Genomic DNA, 18,980 nt, shown 5'->3' with positions numbered 1-18,980 from the left:
TCACCCAATAAAAAAGAAGGAAATATAAGGAAAACAATACAAATTTATCAATTTTCATAAAAAAATAAAAGAAGTGGTAGATTTAATAAAAAATTCTACCACTTTGTCAACAGTCTGAAGTAAGAAATGATTTTCTTACTTTTCTTTTGTTTATTTTTAGCGTTAATTGTGGTAGAATGAAATATATTTGAAAATTGTGGAGGCAACTTATTAATATGGAAAAAACACATCGTAAAACAGCAAGAGAAATTGCGACAATATGTATTTATCAAAATTTATTAGTTGGAGCATCTCTTGATGATATGCATACTTATATATCAGAAAATAAAGAACTTTCATCAAGTGAAGATTCTTTGAAATTTGCATTATGGCTGGTAGAAACTACTTTACAAAACAAAACATCTTATCAGCAATTATTAGAGAGATATTTGAAGAAAGGTTGGACATTTGAACGTTTAAGTGTCATGGAAAGAGCAATCCTCTTTATCGCAACATGTGAACTGCTGGAATCTGATTTACCTAAGACAATCGTTGTGAATGAAGCTGTAGTGAATGCGAAAAAGTTCTGTGATGATGATTCCTATAAATTTATTAATGGTATTTTAGGAAATGTTGGATAATGGATATACAAAAATACATTAGTGTTCAAACTTTAAACAAATATATAAAAGCCAAATTTGATCAGGATGCTTCATTAAGAAATGTCTATATTACAGGTGAGATTTCAAACTTTAGACCACATCCCAGTGGTCATCTTTATTTCACTTTAAAAGATGATCATGCAAGAGTTTCGGCTATTATGTTTTATTCAAATGCAAGAAAACTTTCGTTTCAGGTTGAAAATGGAATGAAAGTCTATATTCGTGCATATGTTTCTGTCTATGAACCTTCTGGGGATTATCAGTTATATGTACAATCAATGGAACAGGATGGTTTAGGTAAACTATATGTTGAATTTGAAAATTTGAAGAAGAAGCTATCACAGGAAGGATTGTTTGATGCCCAGCATAAAAAATCAATTCCTCCATTTCCTAAAGCAATAGCGGTTTTATCAGCTAAGAATGGAGATGCTGTACAAGATTTTATTAAAATTTCACATGATCGTTTTCCTTTTACGAGAATTGTTTTATTTCCTATTCCAGTACAGGGAAAAAATGCATATTTGAAGATTATCCAGACGTTATCTCAAGTTGATTCACTGGGCTTTGATTTCATTGTGATAACACGTGGTGGTGGAACTATTGAGGATTTATGGAATTTTAACGAGGAAGCTTTGGCTCGACAGATCTATGCTTGTCAAACGCCCATTATAAGTGCTGTTGGACATGAAATGGATTTTACTATTTGTGATTTTGTAAGTGATGTTCGTTGTGCGACACCTTCTGAAGCAGCCATGTTTGCGACACCTGATCAAAAAGAATTAAAGAAACATCTTTATGAATTACAGCAACAGTTGACATATCGTATGAAACAATATTTACATATTCATCAACAAAAATTGGATCGACTGAAAAATTCTTATTTTTTAAACACACCAGAAGCTCTGTACTCTCAGGAAATATTACGTTTAACGCATTTGAAAGATCAACTGTTTTATCATTTTAAGGTTCTTGATTTGAAAGTTTATCAACAGTTGTTAGAATATCAAAAACTTTTAAAACAAAAGATGGATCAGAAGATTCAACAGCAAAACTATAAAACACAACAACTGATTGTTCAACTTGATGCATTAAGTCCTTTAAAAGTCATGCAAAGAGGTTATACTCTTATTAAAAAGGATCAAAAACTGATGAAATCAAAAAATGATGTTCAGACAAATGATATTGTTGATATACAATTTTATGATGGAGTAAGAAAAGCACAAATAAAGTAGGTGAGAAAAATGGAAAAAATGACATATGAACAGGCAATTTTGCGTTTGGAGGAAATAGTGAATAGTCTTGAAAATAATGAAATACCATTGGAAGATAGTATTGCTTTATTTCAAGAAGGTGTAACGCTTTGTCAATATTGTGATAATAAATTAAAGAACATTCAAGAAAAGGTTGCACAAATCTATGAAGATGGACAGTTAAAAGATTTTAAAGAGGGTGAATCTTAATATGAAAGAAATGAAAGAGGAAATTAATCAACGCTTACTGGAGTTATGTCAGCCTCTTAAAGAGGGAAAAGTCAAAGATGCCATGATTTACTCTTTATTGGCACCGGGTAAACGTTTAAGACCAATGCTGTTTTTAACTGTTTTAAAATCTTATCAGTTAGATTATCGTTTTTATATGGATGTGGCATGTGCCATTGAAATGATTCATACATATTCATTGATTCATGATGATCTACCAGGAATGGATAATGATGATTTAAGAAGGGGTAGAAAAACTTGTCATAAGCAATTTGATGAAGCGACAGCTATTCTTGCAGGAGATGCTTTATTGAATTTAGGTGTTAATGTGATTTTACAGACAACATTGAATGATTCATTGAAAGTTCAATTGACGAATTTGCTTTATCAGGCAAGTGGTGTCAATGGTATGATTTATGGTCAACAACAAGATTTATATTTTGAAAATCATCAAGCCTCTTTAGAAGAACTCCAGGATATTCATTATCATAAAACAGGAGATTTGATTTCCGTCAGTCTTCAAATGGCTGCCTGTATAGCTAATAAAGATGATTTAAAACATTGGAAACAGCTAGGATATGATTTAGGTTTGGCATTTCAAATTCAAGATGATATTTTGGATGTCACATCGACAACTGAGCAGTTAGGAAAAATGGTAGGAAGTGATATTGAAAATCATAAATCTACTTATGTGACATTGCTGGGAATTGAAGCTTCACAAAAGAAAGTAGATGAATTGTTTGAAAAATGCTATGAAAGAATATATGCTATGCAAATTAATCATGGCTTAATTTTAGAATTATTGGTAAAAATTTTGAAAAGGGTGAGTTAAATGAAGCTAGAACAAATCAAAGATCCTCAATTTTTAAAACAAATGAACATTGAGGAATTGGAAGAATTAGCTCAAGATATCAGAACATTTATAATTCAAAATGTTTCTCAAACAGGGGGACATTTTTCCAGTAATTTGGGGGTCGTTGAACTAACGATAGCTTTACATTATATTTTTAATTCACCAACAGACAAAATTATTTTTGATGTTGGACATCAATCATATGTTCATAAAATTTTAACAGGTCGTGCCGGACAATTTTCGACATTAAGACAGTTTCATGGATTAAGTGGTTTTCAAAAGCGTAAAGAAAGTATTCATGATGCATGGGAAGCAGGACATTCTTCAACGGCTTTATCAGCTTCAGCTGGAATGGCTGTTGCTAGAGATTTAAATCATGAAAAAGGAGAAATCATTTGTGTTGTAGGAGATGCTGCTTTAATGAGTGGTGAGTCTTTTGAAGCATTGAATTATTTGGGGTCCATATCTTCTAAGGTTATTATTATCTTGAATGATAATAATATGTCTATTTCTAAAAATGTAGGTGGTTTAAGTAATTTCTTTTCTGATGTGAGAATGTCTACTCAATATAAAAATGCTCGTAATAACTATATTTCTTTTTTAAGTAAATCAAATTTAGGAAAAAAAGTTTATAAAATGACTAAAAAAATCAAAGATCAAATTAAAAATAATGTCATTAATGATCATATTTTTGGAGAATTTGGTTTGGATTATATTGGCCCAATTAATGGACATGATTTTCATGATCTTTTGAGTGCTTTGGCTTTAGCTTCTGAAATGGACCATAGTGTTGTTATTCATGTACATACAGTCAAAGGAAAAGGTTATCCACTTGCTGAAAATGATTACTATGGTGTTTATCATGGTGTGCCTCCTTTTGACTATCGTGAAGGGATTCGTCATCAAGAAAGCTCTACAATCAGCTGGAGTGAAGTTGTAGCCCGTCACATTGAAAAATGGATGCATAAAGATGAAGATATTGTGACAATCACACCAGCCATGATTTCTGGAAGTTGTTTACGTTCGATTTTTGAAACCTTTCCTGATCGTTCTTTTGATGTCGGCATTGCAGAAGAACATGCGATGACATTTGCTGCAGGTTTATCGAATGCACAAAAAAAACCATTTATTACTATATATTCATCATTTTTACAACGCTGTTATGATCAGATTAATCATGATATTGCAAGAATGAATTTACCATGTCTGATTGGTGTTGATCGTAGTGGCTTGGTTGGGGCTGATGGTGAAACGCATCATGGTGTTTTTGATATAAGTTTTTTATCAGCCATTCCTCATCTTATAATTATGTCACCCAAAGATGCTCAAGAGTTAAAAAAGATGATCAATACAGTTTTTCATCATTTTGATTCTCCTTATATTTTAAGATTTCCTAAAGGATCAACGGAAGATATGAATGTAGATTTGGATGAGGGAATTGATATAGGAACATGGGAAAAAATCATTTTCAATGATAATAATCCTTTAACTATTTTAACTTATGATGCTAAAGTGTATCAGGTCGCTCAGTTTTTGATGCAGGAAGAATTGCCAGTGAATTTAATTAATGCCAGATTTATTAAACCTTTGGATGAAAAAATGTTAGATGAACTTTTTGATTTACATCAACATTTACTTATATATGAAACAGATCTAATGACTGGATCGTTAGGAAGTTTAATTGCTCATTATTATTCTCAAAGACATATGCCTATGACTATTGATTATATGGGCATTGATGATCATTATACGCCACAGGGACAATTAGATGAATTATTAAAATTAGAACATATTCATATAGATGATTTAAAGCAAACAGTAAAGGAGATACTTCATGAAAAAAGAAAGAGTTGATGTTCTTTGCGTGGAACAGGGTTTATTTGATTCACGTGAAAAAGCCAAGAGGGCAATCATGGCTGGAATTGTACGTGATGATTATGATTATATTGATAAACCCGGAACCAAAATACCGATTGATTCACATTTATATATAAAGGGTGAAAAGTTACGTTATGTATCACGAGGTGGATTAAAATTAGAAAAAGCATTACAGGTTTTTCATTTGCAATTAGATCATCTCTTGATGCTGGATATTGGTTCTTCGACAGGAGGTTTTACAGATTGTGCTTTGCAACATGGAGCTAGAGAAGTTTATGCATTGGATGTGGGCACAAATCAGCTTGTCTGGAAGTTAAGGAATGATCCACGTGTTCATGTTTTAGAACAAACTAACTTTCGTTATGCTTCATTGGAATTGTTTCAATATGGACAACCTGAATTTGCCAGTATTGATGTATCCTTTATTTCGTTAAAACATATTTTTCCAGCATTATCAAAAATTCTTAAAAAAGGGGCTTACTGTGTTGCTTTAATCAAACCACAGTTTGAAGCAGGGAGAGATGATGTGGGAAAACACGGGATTGTATCTCAACCAGAAATTCATCAACGTGTAATACAAGAAGTCATTAAATATGCTCATGAACATGGTTTTTCTTTACAGGGATTAACTTATTCACCGATTACGGGTGGGGAAGGAAATATTGAATTTTTAGGTTGCTTCCTTTATGAGGACAAGGCAGATTTGGATATTGATATTGAAGCTGTTGTCAATGAAGCACATAGTCATTTTCAAAGGTAGGTGAAATAGATGTTAAAAAGTTTATATGTTTCATCATTTGTTATTATTGATAAAATCAAAGTAGATTTTTCTGAGGGTATGAGTGTTTTGACAGGAGAAACAGGAGCCGGGAAATCCATTATTATTGACGCTATTGGCCAATTATGTGGTCAGCGTTCTTCTGCTTCATTTGTCAAAAAAGGATGTCAAGAAGCCATTATCGAAGGAGTCTTTGATGTGGAAGTGACCTCTCAATTAGAAGAAGTCTGTCAACAACTACATATTGATGCTGAAAATGAATTTATTATTACAAAACATATTCAAAGCAATGGAAAAAGCCAAGTGAAGATTAATTATCAATCTGCCACACATAATGCTTTAAAATTATTAATGCCTTTTTTCATTGATATTCATTCTCAGTTTGAAACACAAAAACTTTTTGCTGAAAAGAATCACATTCATCTTTTAGATGAATATGCCAAAGAAGATTTGCAATTCCTTTTAGATGATTATCAAAAAGAATATCAAGAATATAAACATATTCAAAATCAACTCCAACAGACTATTCAAGAAGATATGTCTGATGAACAATTAGAATTTTTAAAAAGTCAGTTAGAAGAAATTGATGAATGTCCTTATACTGATGAAGAAATTGATGAATATGAAGAAGAATTAAAAATTTTACAAAATTATGAAAAAATGAATGAACATATTCAAAATTTTGAACAATTAATGAATAATCATCAAGGCGTTTTGCCAAAATTAAAAGAAGCGACTTTTGAATTACAGTCATTATCTTCTTATAATGAATTTGAAAAACATATTGAACAAATTCATAATATCTATTATAACCTGTTAGATGAAGTTGAAAGTATTTTAGATGTTTATCGTTCTTTTCAATTTGATGAATATCGTTTTAATGAATTGCAGGACCTTTTATTTCAAGCTAATCGTCTAAAAAGAAAATATGGTTTTACAATGGCCAGTATTCAAGATTACCGTGAAGAACTGCTGCAAAAAATCAATGCCATTGAAAATCGAGAAGAACATATTTTACAGTTACAACAACAATTAACGCAACAAGAAAGGAAAGCAAAAGAACTGGCTTTGAAAATGCACAAAGTACGTATACAGTATGCTCATCGATTTGAAAGTGAAATTCAAAAAGAATTAAAAGATGTCTATTTAGACAAAGCTATATTTAAAGTTGAAATCAATGAAACATCACTTCAGCCATTGGGATGTAGTGATGTGAAATTTAAGGTCGCAATGAATCAAGGACAAGATTTAAGCCTGTTGAATGAAACAGCCAGTGGTGGTGAAATTTCACGTTTGATGCTTGTAATAAAAACAACAATATTAGAATATAATCATATTGATACTGTTATTTTTGATGAAATTGATACAGGTGTCAGTGGTAAAGTCGCAACTAAGATTGGTGAAAAAATGAAAAAAACAGCTTTGAAAAAACAAGTCATCTGTATTACACATTTACCACAGGTTGCAGCATTGGCTGATCATCATTATAGCATTGAAAAACAATCGCTCAATGATGATACAGTCACTTCTATTCGCCATTTAGATACAAAGCAAAGAGTGATGGAAATTGCTAAAATGTTATCGGGAGAAGTCATGACAGAAGAAGCTATTGCTAATGCTAAGAAATTATTGAACGTATAAAATCAAGCATATATGCCAAAATAAAATGTAATCATTTAGATTACAGGGAGGTGTATATGCTTTGCTTTTGAAAAAGTTGAGTATATCACTCATCACTGTCGTTTCTTTATTATGTCCATCCTTTCAAGTTTTTGCAGCTGATGTTATTCTTGGTGGTCAATCTATTGGTATTGAACTTGATTATGAGGGTGTAATGATTACAGGTACTTATGAAATTTCTATTGACAATCACCCTTATGATCCAGCCAGTGATGGTTTTATGTCTGGTGATTTGATTACAAAGGTTAATCATCAGGATATTGAATCTATTCAGGAATTAATGAATGAAATCAAAGCCTGTGTTGAAAAGAAACAAGAGATTATTTTAACGCTTCGACGTCAAAAACAAACCTTTGAAAAAGAACTCAAATTTCAAACCAAAGATCATCAGTTTACAACGGGTTTATATGTTCAAGACGGTTTAACGGGTATTGGGACAATGACTTATTATAATCCTCAAAATCATCATTTTGGAGCATTAGGACATATGATGTGTGACACTTCATTATCAAGTGATATAAGTGTTAAAAATGGAACTATCTATCATTCTTATGTGAAAAATATTAAACCTTCACAGAATGGAAATCCGGGTGAAAAAATAGCTGATATTGGTTCCATTGAAATAGGAACATTATTCGATAATAATAATTATGGAATATATGGTCAATATACAAACCTTTCTGGGAAAAATCAGACAATTTCTACTGCTTCCATTGATGAAGTAGAACTAGGAGATGCTTATTTTTTAACAGTTCTCGATGGACATACAATGAGTCGCTGCTCTATTCGTATTACTCATCTTAAAAAACAAAGTGAACCTGATATTAAAGGAATAACATTTGAAATAACCGACAACGAAGTTCTATCATTAACAAATGGGATTGTTCAAGGAATGAGTGGTTCACCAATCATTCAAAACAACAAACTGATTGGGTGTGTAACCCATGTGGATATGAACAATGTACATCAAGGTTATGGCTTATACATTGATTGGATGCTCAAAAACGACAAATAGAAAGAGAATCCTTCTTGATTCTCTTTTTCTTATTTCAACACAATTAGACTTTTTAATAAACTTTCTGTCGAAAAAGACAGTGAGAAATTTGACGAATAGGTGTAAATTCATTTTTTCAAATTTATTTTTTGTAGAAAGACTAGGAATATCGTTTTGACACATATATAATAAATTTGCTGATGAGAATAAATCAAAAGGAAATATTGGAAATGATGAAAACATTTATTGCGATTGATCAACCAGATTTATTGGAAAATATAAAATTCAATTTAGAAAAATCAAATAAATTTACAATTGTTGGTTCAACAAGCAATGGAACAGAATGTTTGAATTTCTTTAATCAAAAGAGTTGCGATTTACTTATATTGGACTTGATGTTATCAGAAATTGATGGACTTGGTGTCTTAAAAAGATTAAAAGAAATGAACAAACAGACTTTTCAAAAAGTCATCTGTATTACACAATTTACAAATCAGACAATTTGTAATATGTTAGAAGAATTAGGGGTGACTTATTGCTTTAAATATCCTTTTGATATACATCATTTTGTTCAATCTACTTTATATATTGCAGCTTCAGAACTTCAAAAACCCGATTTAATGGATCAGGATGAATCTGAAAAATATAAAAAAGTAAAAATAGAAAATGAGATTACAGAAATCTTACATGAAGTGGGAATTCCTGCTCATATTAAAGGTTATATGTATTTAAGAACAGCCATTTTAACGACTTACTATAACATTGAAATTTTAGGACAGGTCACTAAGGTTTTATATCCCGACATAGCAAGAATGTATAATACGACTTCATCTCGTGTGGAAAGGGCGATTCGTCATGCTATTGAAGTGGCATGGAACAGAGGCAATACAGATGCTATTGATGATATCTTTGGCTATACTGTTTCGGCTGTTAAAGCAAAGCCTACCAATTCAGAATTTATTGCAATGATTGCTGATAAATTAAGACTTGCTCATAAAACTGACCATGTCAAGAAAGAAAGTCTTTATAACTATAAAAATTATATGTTAAAATAGGGGTGGAAAGTTGAGGTGATATCTTTGCAGATTATATTTCATATTGATTTAAATGCTTTTTTTGCCAGTGCAGAGATTTCTCAAAATCCTCAACTTGTTGGCAAACCCATTGTCGTTTGTCGTGAATCTCGACGTAGTATTATTACAACAGCTTCCTATGAGGCTCGAAAATATGGTATTCATTCTGCTATGCCTTTATTTCAAGCCAAAAAACTCTGTCCACAGCTTATCACTGTACCCCCACATTTTGCTTTATATAAAACATTATCTCAAGAATTTTTTCAAATCATTTCTACTTTTTCTAAAAAACTTGAAGTTGCCAGTATTGATGAATGTTATGTTGATATGACTGAATATATTCAAGAACATCATTTACAGCCTTATCAGGTTGCTCAAAATATTCAAAAAAAGGTCTATAAAACATTAAAATTACAATGCTCCATAGGTATTGCTCCTAATAAATTTTTAGCCAAAATGGCAAGTGATATGAAAAAACCAATGGGGATTACGATATTAACAAAACGCAATTTTAAAGAAAAACTCTGGCATCTTCCGGTCGGTCAGATGCATGGTATTGGAAAGAAAACAGTTCCTAAGCTAGAACAGCATGGAATTTATACTATTGGTGATTTAGCAAAATATGAAAACTATGAGAAAATAAGAACAGTTTTTCAAAAAAATACTTTTATTATATATCAAAGGGCTAATGGCAAAGATTTTTCAAAAATTAATTATGAAAAAAATGAATTAAAGTCAGTAGGTAATTCGACTACCTTTGAAAATGATAGTCATGATGAGGAATTTATTAAATCTGTTTTTCATTCTTTATCAAAAGAAGTTTCTGCCAGAGCTAAAAAAAGAGATCTTGTATCCAACTCTATTTCGATTACATTAAAATATACACGTGAAAAATCTAAAACAAAACAGACAGTTATCGATCAATATACAAATGATTTTGATATTATTTATGCAACGGCTTTGTTGTTGTTTGAAAGTATTTATCATGGTGAAAATTTAAGACTTGTAGGTGTCAGTTTGAACAATGTTGTGCATCTTCAGGATATTAATATCCAATTATCTTTATTTCACTCCACACAAAGTCAAATACAAAAAGAAACTCCAACTGATCAACTGATTTCACAATTGAATGAAAATCTTTCTGATACAAAAGTCATGAAAGCTTCTTCACTTATTAAAAATCAAGATATTCAAAAAAAATATCTTAAAAATAATGAATAACTTTAAAGAACGCTCATATGTTTTATAGAGGTGATAACATGAGTGTTTTTTTACAACGTTTTATTCAAGATAAGAAGTATTTCCTTATAGTGATAACGACAACTATCATAATGGGATTTTTATTTGGTTTTTATCAATATAAACATACACAGCCTATGATTCAACAATTCTTTCATTCTTTCTTTTATTTTAATATAGAAAATTATCAAAATCATTATCAATTATATCTTATTCAAAGTGGTATAATGATTTTTATATGTACATATTTAAGTACAAGTTATATGGGTCAAATAGGTTTATTATTTATTTGTTTTCTAAAAGGACTTCAGATTTCTTTTTCAATGCAATATGTTGTTATGAATGTTCAAATCCAGTTTATGATTGTTTTATTGATGTTATGTGAAATGATTTTAGAATTGATGATAGTATATGTCATTACTTATATTGGATTATATATTTCTAGTTATGTTACTTTGGTGAATTTTTATATCGAACAGAATTTTCATATTCAAAGTATTTTAAATTACAGACTTAATTTTATAATAGCAACACTTATTCTTTTAACGCTTTCACTAGCTTTTCGATTATATGTTGTTCCTCTATTTTAAAGGTATCTTTAGTGGTTTTTTATGACAAAAATTGTTATAATATGAATGGTGATGTATTTTGAAATGCAAGGATGCCCTGAGAGAATATCATGAATATATGATTGTTGAAAAAAATTATAGCCAACATACTGTAGCTGCCTATCAAAGAGATATCAGCCATTTTCTTGATTTTGTTTATCAAACCTATCAAATTCAGTCTATTGAAGATGTCACTCAAGATCATGTTTATGCCTATTTGAAACGACTTCATCAAAAACACAGTGATACGACGATTGATCGACATATGATTTCATTAAGACAATTTTATCAATTTTTGATGAAAGAAAAAATAATTTCTAAAAATATGATGAGTGCTTTTGATATGCCTAAACGTAAGAAATATCTACCACAAGTTTTAAGTGAAAAGGAAGTCATGGCTTTATTAGATTCAATAGAAGTTAAAGATGCTACTTCATCTCGAAATCGCTGTATGGTAGAAATTTTATATGCCTGTGGTTTGCGTGTGAGTGAAATGTGCCATTTAACATTGCAAAATGTCAATATTCAAAAAGGCTTTGTCAGATGTATAGGGAAAGGAAATAAAGAAAGAATTGTGCCAATGAATAATCAATGTTGTGTTCTTTTAAAAGAATACATTGAAAATTATCGTGATACATTATGTTTATATGGTTCAAGTCCTTATCTGTTTCTAACTCAAAAAGGAAAACCAATGACAAGAGATGATTTTTATCATATCCTGCAAAGAATTGTACAAAAAAGTCCTTTATCAAAACATATTAGTCCTCATACATTACGACATACTTTTGCGACACATTTGCTTGAACATGATGCAGATTTACGTTCTATTCAAGAAATGCTTGGACATAGTGATATTTCAACAACAACGATATATACACATGTTTCTCAAAGAAAAACTATCGAAGACTATCGACAATTACATCCAAGAATGCAAGAAAGGAATAAGAAAAATGAAAAAATATAAACGTGTATTTTTAATTGTGTTAGATTCATTAGGTATTGGTGATGCACATGATGCCCAACAATTTGATGATTTAGGAGCCAATACACTTGGTCATATTTGTGAAAAAGTAGGGGGATTGGATGTTCCCTGTTTAGAAGGTATGGGATTAGGAAATATTGGAAACTTTAAAGGAATCCATGCTTTAAAGAATCAACTTGCCTATACAGCCCGTCTTGAAGAAGTATCTAATGGGAAAGATACAATGACTGGTCATTGGGAAATGATGGGATTACATATTACAAAACCATTTAAAACATTTACAGAAACAGGTTTTCCTAAAGAATTCATTGAATTATTTGAAGAAAAGACTGGACGTAAATGTGTTGGAAATTATGCAGAAAGTGGAACAAAAATTTTAGATGACTGGGGTGAACATCAGATTCAAACAGGGGACTGGATTGTTTATACATCCGCAGATTCTGTTTTTCAAATCGCTGCTAATGAAGATATTATTCCATTAGATGAACTTTATCGTGCCTGTGAAATTGCAAGGGAAATTGCAATGGATGAAAGATGGAAAGTAGGACGTATCATTGCTAGACCTTATGTAGGAAAAAAGAAAGGCGAATTTGTGAGAACGGCAAATCGTCATGATTTAGCCTTAAAACCTTTTGGGAAGACTGTTTTAGATAGCTTAAAGGAAAATCAGATTGAAGTCATCGGAATAGGAAAAATACCAGATATTTTTGTGGATCAGGGAATTACACGTAAAGTCAAAACTGTTTCTAATCATGATGGTATGGAAAAGACAATAGAAATTGCTAAAGAAGATTTTACAGGGTTAGCTTTCTTGAATTTAGTTGATTTCGATGCGGTTTATGGACATCGTAGAAATCCTGAAGGATATGGACAAGCTATTGTAGAATTTGATCATCAATTAGAACAGTTGTTATATCATTTGGATAGTGATGATTTACTTATGATTACAGCAGATCATGGTAATGATCCAACTTATAAAGGAACTGATCATACACGTGAAAATGTACCACTCATTATATATAGCAAATCATTACAAATGCCAAAACACTTAGGATTGCTCAAAAGCTATGCTGTGATAGGTGCAACGATTGCTGATAATTTCCAAGTTGAAAATCCTGGAATTGGTGATTCACTTCTAGATCGAATTATTTAGAGGATTAAAAAATGAATATAAAGGAAATCAGACGTGCCATCATGATAACTCTTGGTGGCACTTTAATAGGAACATTACTTTTTATTTTTGGATTATCATTGAATAATCTGTTCTTTATAACAATACAATATATTATTGCTTTATTGTTATATATCTGTTCTTTTTTAGCTGCATATCGTCAATATCAAAAGAATCATAGCTATATCTTTATATATATTGTTTTACTTATCATTATTATAACAATAATAACGACATATGCTTTCATTATGAAATGTCTATAAAAATCACATAATATATATTATGCGAAGTTGTGTATATTTTAAAAAGTCTTATTCTTAACAAAGACTTTTTTTATTATGTTCCAAATAACTCCCCTAAATAAGTAGACTTTACATAAAAAAAAGAAGCTTTTTTTTGCTTCTTCATTAGTATACTTCGTTAATATAATAATGTGAGTCTTGTCTATCTTGATTCAAATGATTATTCATCATTGTTATGATATAACGAGATTTACATGGTAAATCAACAGTTAAATCACATTCTAATTCTATATTTTGTGATGATCCTTTAAAATATGATAACATTTGAATTAATGCTTTTTGATGAAGATAAATAGCTTCACTGATATAAATGGTTTCTTCACTCTTATGATATATTAAATATCCTAAATCTTTAAATATAATCATATGATCTTCAAAACTTTCACATCTTTTGATAAAAAGATTCCAGTATGATTCATCACGAATACGATATTCATCAAAATGTTTGGTAAACTGTCTGTAATAGTCTTCTAATAAATGGTAATCATGGCTGATATTCCATTTTTCTTGATCTTGTAAAATGTCTTGATCAATAGTGATAATCTGATGATAATGCGATGCATTAAAGCCAAATGGACGATAAATTTCTGGATGATAAGCTTGTAAGTAGATATCTTGATTATCATATTCCTTTAAAACATATTGCATTAACTGCTTCATCATTCCTTGTTTTTGGTATGCAGGATGTGTACAGACTCCTAATATAAAATAACAATTCTTTGGCGTATTGTTTTTCATAATTGGCATAGGAACAATCTGTAAAGCTGATATAATTTGTGAATTGTTTTTTAAAATATAAGTATGATTTTCGTTATATAAATACTGAAAATAGAAATGTGTAGATTTTTCTGTTTCATCTAAAAAACATGTTTTCCATAAGTCTATAATTTGTTGTTGATCTTCTTCTTTGGCTTTCTGAATTGTTATATTTCTTTCATATATTCGATATTTTTTCACCATTTTTACAGGATGAAGTGATTGCTTAGAACGTCTTAAATTTTCTAATCCCATATCTTCTTCCCTATTTACCCATTTTTCTTCATGATAATGATGTTCAAGAAGCTCTTTTAATATGGCTGGATATAAACCTCTTATATCTTTATTGGCTTTTTCAACATGAATTTGTATTGTTGAATGATTTAATCGAGAAGCAATAATAAATGCTTCTAGTTGATGATTAATAAAAATGCCACCAATATGTATTGGTAAAAGATGTTTAGATGAAAGCAATGACATAATTCCTCTGACTTCACTTGTCATTGATTCACTGATTCCATCTTTTTCCCCTTCCCATCTATTCAAACATGATAAAATAGTATCAAAATCATTCGTCATATCTAAATCACGGTATTCATAATCAGGATAATTTTTGAGGAAAGCATTATAATGATTACGTCTTTTTTGCATTTTCTTACCAGATAAAGTTTGAAGCATTTCTTTATCATAAATGTAATCATCATTATAACGTGTTCTTTCAAATAAATATTGTAAAGAAAAATCACTGTTTTGAATGGTTGAAACAAAACTTTCTATAGCACAGTCAATCATCAAAGGAAAACCATGATCATGACTATATTGTTTCATATATTCCAAAGCTTCCTGATAATATTCAGGGGTCGTAAAAGGCATAGCCCAAAAATAAGTATCTTTATAATGATGCAGCATGACTAAAAAATGCTCATGGATTTCATATTGAATATGATATTCGTGATTCCACATCATCATCGTTACAAAATTAGAGTTATAACCTTCATAATTGGCTTTATCTAAATAAGGTTGAATAATTGCATAATCTTCTAATGTTAATTGTTTCATGATTGTTGAGAAAGTAGCATATGAATAAATTGTTTTGCTGTTCTTCCTGAAAAACCTCCATTTCTTATTTCCCATTGTAATGCTAATTCGTGTAACTGATCAACAGACATATTTAAATGATATGCCTGAGCTAAAGCATCTATAATATCTAAATAATGCTGTTTATCTGGGTGAATATACATAATTTGAACACCAAATCGAGAAACTAACGATAACTTTTCCTGCATAGCATCATTGTTGTTGATTTCCTGATCATGTTGACGACCATTCCATGTTTCTTTAATAAGATGTCTACGATTGCTAGTTGCATAGATGAGGATATTATCTGGCTTCTTTTCCAGTCCCCCTTCAATAACAGCTTTTAAATATTTATACTCAACTTCAAATTCTTCAAAAGACAAATCATCCATAAAAATAATAAAACGATAATGTCTGTTTTGTAATTCATTAATAATTTGAGGTAAAGATATAAACTGATGTTTATAAACTTCAACCATTCTTAAACCATCTTTATAATAACGATTTAAAAGAGCTTTAATACTGCTTGATTTCCCAGTTCCACTATCACCATACAATAAAACATTATTGGCTTTATGTCCTTTTAAAAATGCTTCTGTATTTGCTGTTAAACGTTCTTTTTGACTTTCATAGCCAATTAACTGTTCTAAAGTATTATTGCCAATATGATCAATTGGTATAATTTGATTATTTAAATAACGAAAAGCTTTATTTAAACCATATTTTCCAACACCATATTGATAATAATGATTATATAATATCTGGTAAAATTCTTCCACTGATGTGCTTTGTGAAAGCTGTGTCTGAAGATGAGATAACAAATCAAAGATTTCTTGATTGATAATATGAGAACTATTTATAAAATAAAAAAATAAATCTTTATATAATGAATCTATATGTGAAAAATCATAATGAAAAATACGGAAAAGATATTCAAAATCATGACAAACGACTTTTTTTAATGAATCGGGTATCTCTTTTTTTCTTTCTAGTGCTAAAGTAAATGTATTTTCATGATAAGCCAATAAATATGTTAATAAACTTTGAAATAATTGTCCATGTAATTCATACTTTTCAGCAAGGATCAAAAGTTGAGATATAAATTCAGATTCATTAATAAGTGATTCATCTTCTACAAAAGATAAGCATTTTAAAACATCAACATCCTGTGAAATATTTTTATAAATAATCAATTGATCTATTTGCATTATTAATCCTCCTTGTAAAAAAAGACGAAATTATCGTCTTTTTGTTAATTTTTAAAACTATGAATAGGTGCAGGAATGCGTCCACCTCTATCAATAAATTCATCACAAGAAAATGGATTGACAGGCATAATAGGTGCATATCCTAGCAAACCACCAAACTCAACTTTTTCTCCAACATCTTTTCCAATCACAGGAATAATACGAACAGCTGTTGTTTTTTGGTTGATCATTCCAATAGCCATTTCATCTGCGATAATACCAGCAATAGTCTTGGCAGAAGTTTTACCGGGAATAGCAATCATATCTAAGCCTACAGAGCATACACAAGTCATAGCTTCTAATTTTTCTAATGTTAATGCTCCTGCTTCTACAGCATCAATCATTCCCTGATCCTCACTGACGGGTATAAAAGCCCCAGAAAGTCCACCAACGTAAGAAGATGCCATGACTCCACCTTTTTTAACTTGATCATTTAAAATAGCTAATGCTGCAGTTGTTCCGGGTGCTCCTACTCTTTCTAAGCCCATTTCTGTTAAGCAATCCGCAATACTATCTCCAATGGCAGGAGTAGGTGCTAAAGATAAATCAATAATCCCAAAAGGAATATTTAAAGAAGCAGATGCTTCTCTGGCAACAAGTTGACCTACTCTTGTAATTTTAAAAGCTGTTTTTTTCACAATTTCACATAATTCTCCAAAATCTTTTCCTTTTGCACTTTGAATAGCTTTTCTAACAACACCAGGTCCACTGACTCCAACATTAATAATAGCATCTGTTTCACTGACACCATGAAAAGCTCCAGCCATAAACGGATTATCATCAGGAGCATTACAGAAGACAACAAATTTAGCACAACCTATAGAATCCTGTTCTTTTGTTAATGAAGCAGTTTCCTTAATAATCTCACCAATTAATTTCACAGCATCCATATTGATTCCTGTCTTAGTAGAACCTACATTAACAGAACTACATACAAGTTCTGTTTCTTTCATGGCTTGAGGAATAGATTGAATGAGTAGCTTTTCAGCTTTTGTCATTCCTTTAGAAACAATAGCACTATATCCCCCTATGAAATTCACACCGACTTGACGAGCACATTGATCTAAAGTCTTAGCGATTTTTACAAAATCATCTGTTGTCTGACATGCTGCAGCACCAATGAGTCCAATTGGTGTTACAGAAATTCTTTTATTCACAATGGGAATACCATATTTTTTTTCAATATCCTCCCCTGTTTTTACCAAATCAGCAGCAACACTTGTAATTTTTTTATAAATATTGCGGCATAAAACATCTATATTGGCATCTATGCAATCAATAAGACTGATTCCAATTGTAATGGTACGAACATCTAAATTTTCCTGTTGAATCATCTTATTTGTTTCATTTACTTCAAATAAATTAATCATCTTATGCCTCCTTAAATTCTATGCATCTTATTAAAAATATCTTCATGCTGTAATTTAATATAAACCCCAATATTCTCTCCTAATTTTTCTAATTGTTCACTAACATTTGCAAAGGGTTCTTTTGAAGAAGACATATCTACAATCATCATCATATTAAAATAACCATCTAATATTGTTTGTGAAATATCTAAAATATTGATATTTGTTTGTGCCAAAGACTGGCAAACTTGAGCAATAATCCCCACTTGATCTTTTCCCACAACTGTTATAATTGCTTTTTCCATTTTTCATCCTCCTAATTTTAAACATTATAGCAAACTCTCCATAAAAAAGAAAGAAAAAAAGGAGCCTATGCTCCTTTAAGGGATTATTTTAATAAAGATAAAGCTTTTTCAAATACGGCTTTACCGTTCATTGTTCCATAATCTCTCATATCGATGACATCTACAGGGATAGGTCCAGCTTTTCTTCCAGCAGCTAATTTTTCAATAGCAGCTTTTTGGAATCTAACTTGAGGTCCAAGTAAGATGCAGTCAACTTCTTCTAATACTCTTGGTGCATCAGAGAATGGTAATGCAAAGATTTTGCATTCTACACCAGCATCTTTAGCAGCAGCTTCCATTTTTGTAACTAATAAACTTGTAGACATTCCTGCAGAACATACTAATAAAATAGTTTTCATATTTCTTACTCCCTTTCTTATTATTACAATATATATTGTAACAATTTTTATACGAATTGTAAACACTTACGAGCAAAAAATTTCTATTTCAGAAAATCGCTTGATTTTATCAATATAAATATGTATTTATAAAAAGAATATGCTAAAATAATCATAAAGAAAGAGATGATC

General features: G+C 30.5%; 19 protein-coding genes. 14 read left to right on the top strand and 5 right to left on the bottom strand.

The genetic code is table 11. The features are described from left to right. Positions 1-215 precede the first annotated feature (215 nt). The 14 genes from nusB to B5E75_RS12310 all read left to right on the top strand — a co-directional run bounded on the left by nusB (position 216) and on the right by B5E75_RS12310 (position 13,638). Entirely contained in the window at positions 216-620 is a 405-nt protein-coding gene (nusB, locus tag B5E75_RS12375) for a transcription antitermination factor NusB (RefSeq protein ID WP_087359686.1), read from the top strand. Beyond that, positions 620-1,873 carry an exodeoxyribonuclease VII large subunit gene (gene xseA, locus B5E75_RS12370; RefSeq protein WP_087359683.1) on the top strand — a complete coding sequence of 418 codons (1,254 nt, stop codon included), beginning with the start codon at positions 620-622 and terminating at the stop codon, positions 1,871-1,873. The genes nusB and xseA overlap by 1 nt, the downstream gene beginning before the upstream one ends. A gap of 9 nt (positions 1,874-1,882) precedes the next feature. Further along, positions 1,883-2,101: an exodeoxyribonuclease VII small subunit gene (xseB, locus tag B5E75_RS12365; protein ID WP_087359680.1), complete on the top strand. Its 219-nt coding sequence runs from the start codon at positions 1,883-1,885 to the stop codon at positions 2,099-2,101. A 1-nt stretch (position 2,102) separates the two neighbouring features. Beyond that, on the top strand, positions 2,103-2,951 hold the full coding sequence (locus tag B5E75_RS12360; protein WP_087359678.1) for a polyprenyl synthetase family protein: 849 nt from the start codon (positions 2,103-2,105) through the stop codon (positions 2,949-2,951). After that, positions 2,952-4,826 carry a 1-deoxy-D-xylulose-5-phosphate synthase gene (dxs, locus tag B5E75_RS12355; RefSeq protein ID WP_087359675.1) on the top strand — a complete coding sequence of 625 codons (1,875 nt, stop codon included), beginning with the start codon at positions 2,952-2,954 and terminating at the stop codon, positions 4,824-4,826. Continuing rightward, positions 4,807-5,610, top strand: a complete 804-nt coding sequence (locus B5E75_RS12350) for a TlyA family RNA methyltransferase (protein WP_087359672.1) — start codon at positions 4,807-4,809, stop codon at positions 5,608-5,610. Before dxs ends, B5E75_RS12350 begins: the two co-directional genes overlap by 20 nt. Positions 5,611-5,619: 9 nt before the next feature. Next, positions 5,620-7,269: a DNA repair protein RecN gene (gene recN / locus B5E75_RS12345; RefSeq protein WP_087359669.1), complete on the top strand. Its 1,650-nt coding sequence runs from the start codon at positions 5,620-5,622 to the stop codon at positions 7,267-7,269. Between the two features lie 61 nt (positions 7,270-7,330). After that, positions 7,331-8,323: a SpoIVB peptidase S55 domain-containing protein gene (locus tag B5E75_RS12340; RefSeq protein ID WP_087359666.1), complete on the top strand. Its 993-nt coding sequence runs from the start codon at positions 7,331-7,333 to the stop codon at positions 8,321-8,323. A 212-nt stretch (positions 8,324-8,535) separates the two neighbouring features. After that, entirely contained in the window at positions 8,536-9,357 is an 822-nt protein-coding gene (spo0A, locus tag B5E75_RS12335; RefSeq protein WP_087359692.1) for a sporulation transcription factor Spo0A, read from the top strand. A 15-nt stretch (positions 9,358-9,372) separates the two neighbouring features. Next, complete coding sequence (locus tag B5E75_RS12330) at positions 9,373-10,596, top strand: DNA polymerase IV (protein WP_241146670.1); 1,224 nt, start codon at positions 9,373-9,375, stop codon at positions 10,594-10,596. Between the two features lie 38 nt (positions 10,597-10,634). Then, complete coding sequence (locus B5E75_RS12325; RefSeq protein WP_087359663.1) at positions 10,635-11,204, top strand: hypothetical protein; 570 nt, start codon at positions 10,635-10,637, stop codon at positions 11,202-11,204. Between the two features lie 58 nt (positions 11,205-11,262). Next, positions 11,263-12,186: a site-specific tyrosine recombinase XerD gene (xerD, locus tag B5E75_RS12320; RefSeq protein WP_087359660.1), complete on the top strand. Its 924-nt coding sequence runs from the start codon at positions 11,263-11,265 to the stop codon at positions 12,184-12,186. After that, positions 12,173-13,357 carry a phosphopentomutase gene (locus B5E75_RS12315; protein WP_087359657.1) on the top strand — a complete coding sequence of 395 codons (1,185 nt, stop codon included), beginning with the start codon at positions 12,173-12,175 and terminating at the stop codon, positions 13,355-13,357. Before xerD ends, B5E75_RS12315 begins: the two co-directional genes overlap by 14 nt. Before the next feature lie 11 nt (positions 13,358-13,368). Continuing rightward, positions 13,369-13,638 (top strand): hypothetical protein, encoded by a 270-nt coding sequence (locus B5E75_RS12310; RefSeq protein ID WP_087359654.1) that lies wholly within the window; start codon positions 13,369-13,371, stop codon positions 13,636-13,638. Between the two features lie 144 nt (positions 13,639-13,782). On the opposite strand, the gene B5E75_RS12305 is transcribed toward B5E75_RS12310, so the two are convergent. From B5E75_RS12305 to B5E75_RS12285, 5 genes are all read right to left on the bottom strand, one after another. Next, positions 13,783-15,492 carry a GNAT family N-acetyltransferase gene (locus B5E75_RS12305; protein WP_087359651.1) on the bottom strand — a complete coding sequence of 570 codons (1,710 nt, stop codon included), beginning with the start codon at positions 15,490-15,492 and terminating at the stop codon, positions 13,783-13,785. Further along, complete coding sequence (locus B5E75_RS12300) at positions 15,489-16,718, bottom strand: ATP-binding protein (protein WP_087359648.1); 1,230 nt, start codon at positions 16,716-16,718, stop codon at positions 15,489-15,491. The genes B5E75_RS12305 and B5E75_RS12300 overlap by 4 nt, the downstream gene beginning before the upstream one ends. Positions 16,719-16,762: 44 nt before the next feature. Further along, complete coding sequence (locus B5E75_RS12295) at positions 16,763-18,127, bottom strand: PFL family protein (RefSeq protein WP_087359645.1); 1,365 nt, start codon at positions 18,125-18,127, stop codon at positions 16,763-16,765. A gap of 11 nt (positions 18,128-18,138) precedes the next feature. Next, the gene (locus tag B5E75_RS12290; protein WP_087359643.1) at positions 18,139-18,411 is read right to left on the bottom strand and encodes an ACT domain-containing protein; all 273 of its coding nucleotides are present in this window, start codon (positions 18,409-18,411) and stop codon (positions 18,139-18,141) included. 83 nt (positions 18,412-18,494) lie between these two features. Next, a complete protein-coding gene (locus B5E75_RS12285; RefSeq protein WP_087244016.1) occupies positions 18,495-18,809 on the bottom strand; it encodes a PTS sugar transporter subunit IIB in 315 nt (104 codons plus the stop codon). Positions 18,810-18,980: the final 171 nt, after the last annotated feature.

Source organism: Massiliimicrobium timonense, from assembly GCF_002160865.1.
In the GTDB taxonomy this organism is placed as follows: domain Bacteria; phylum Bacillota_I; class Bacilli_A; order Erysipelotrichales; family Coprobacillaceae; genus Allocoprobacillus.
Note: the sequence above shows the minus strand (reverse complement) of the source record. Positions and strands in the feature narration are given on the sequence as shown.

What these genes read in the sequence shown, in the direction of transcription:
- B5E75_RS12290 (WP_087359643.1), bottom strand. Translation starts at nt 18,411, where the DNA reads ATGGAAAAAGCAATTATAACAGTTGTGGGAAAAGATCAAGTGGGGATT.
- B5E75_RS12305 (WP_087359651.1), bottom strand. Translation starts at nt 15,492, where the DNA reads ATGAAACAATTAACATTAGAAGATTATGCAATTATTCAACCTTATTTA.
- B5E75_RS12315 (WP_087359657.1), top strand. Translation starts at nt 12,173, where the DNA reads ATGAAAAAATATAAACGTGTATTTTTAATTGTGTTAGATTCATTAGGT.
- spo0A (WP_087359692.1), top strand. Translation starts at nt 8,536, where the DNA reads ATGAAAACATTTATTGCGATTGATCAACCAGATTTATTGGAAAATATA.
- nusB (WP_087359686.1), top strand. Translation starts at nt 216, where the DNA reads ATGGAAAAAACACATCGTAAAACAGCAAGAGAAATTGCGACAATATGT.
- xseA (WP_087359683.1), top strand. Translation starts at nt 620, where the DNA reads ATGGATATACAAAAATACATTAGTGTTCAAACTTTAAACAAATATATA.
- B5E75_RS12300 (WP_087359648.1), bottom strand. Translation starts at nt 16,718, where the DNA reads ATGCAAATAGATCAATTGATTATTTATAAAAATATTTCACAGGATGTT.
- dxs (WP_087359675.1), top strand. Translation starts at nt 2,952, where the DNA reads ATGAAGCTAGAACAAATCAAAGATCCTCAATTTTTAAAACAAATGAAC.
- B5E75_RS12325 (WP_087359663.1), top strand. Translation starts at nt 10,635, where the DNA reads ATGAGTGTTTTTTTACAACGTTTTATTCAAGATAAGAAGTATTTCCTT.
- recN (WP_087359669.1), top strand. Translation starts at nt 5,620, where the DNA reads ATGTTAAAAAGTTTATATGTTTCATCATTTGTTATTATTGATAAAATC.
- B5E75_RS12295 (WP_087359645.1), bottom strand. Translation starts at nt 18,127, where the DNA reads ATGATTAATTTATTTGAAGTAAATGAAACAAATAAGATGATTCAACAG.
- B5E75_RS12285 (WP_087244016.1), bottom strand. Translation starts at nt 18,809, where the DNA reads ATGAAAACTATTTTATTAGTATGTTCTGCAGGAATGTCTACAAGTTTA.
- xseB (WP_087359680.1), top strand. Translation starts at nt 1,883, where the DNA reads ATGGAAAAAATGACATATGAACAGGCAATTTTGCGTTTGGAGGAAATA.
- B5E75_RS12360 (WP_087359678.1), top strand. Translation starts at nt 2,103, where the DNA reads ATGAAAGAAATGAAAGAGGAAATTAATCAACGCTTACTGGAGTTATGT.
- B5E75_RS12350 (WP_087359672.1), top strand. Translation starts at nt 4,807, where the DNA reads ATGAAAAAAGAAAGAGTTGATGTTCTTTGCGTGGAACAGGGTTTATTT.
- B5E75_RS12310 (WP_087359654.1), top strand. Translation starts at nt 13,369, where the DNA reads ATGAATATAAAGGAAATCAGACGTGCCATCATGATAACTCTTGGTGGC.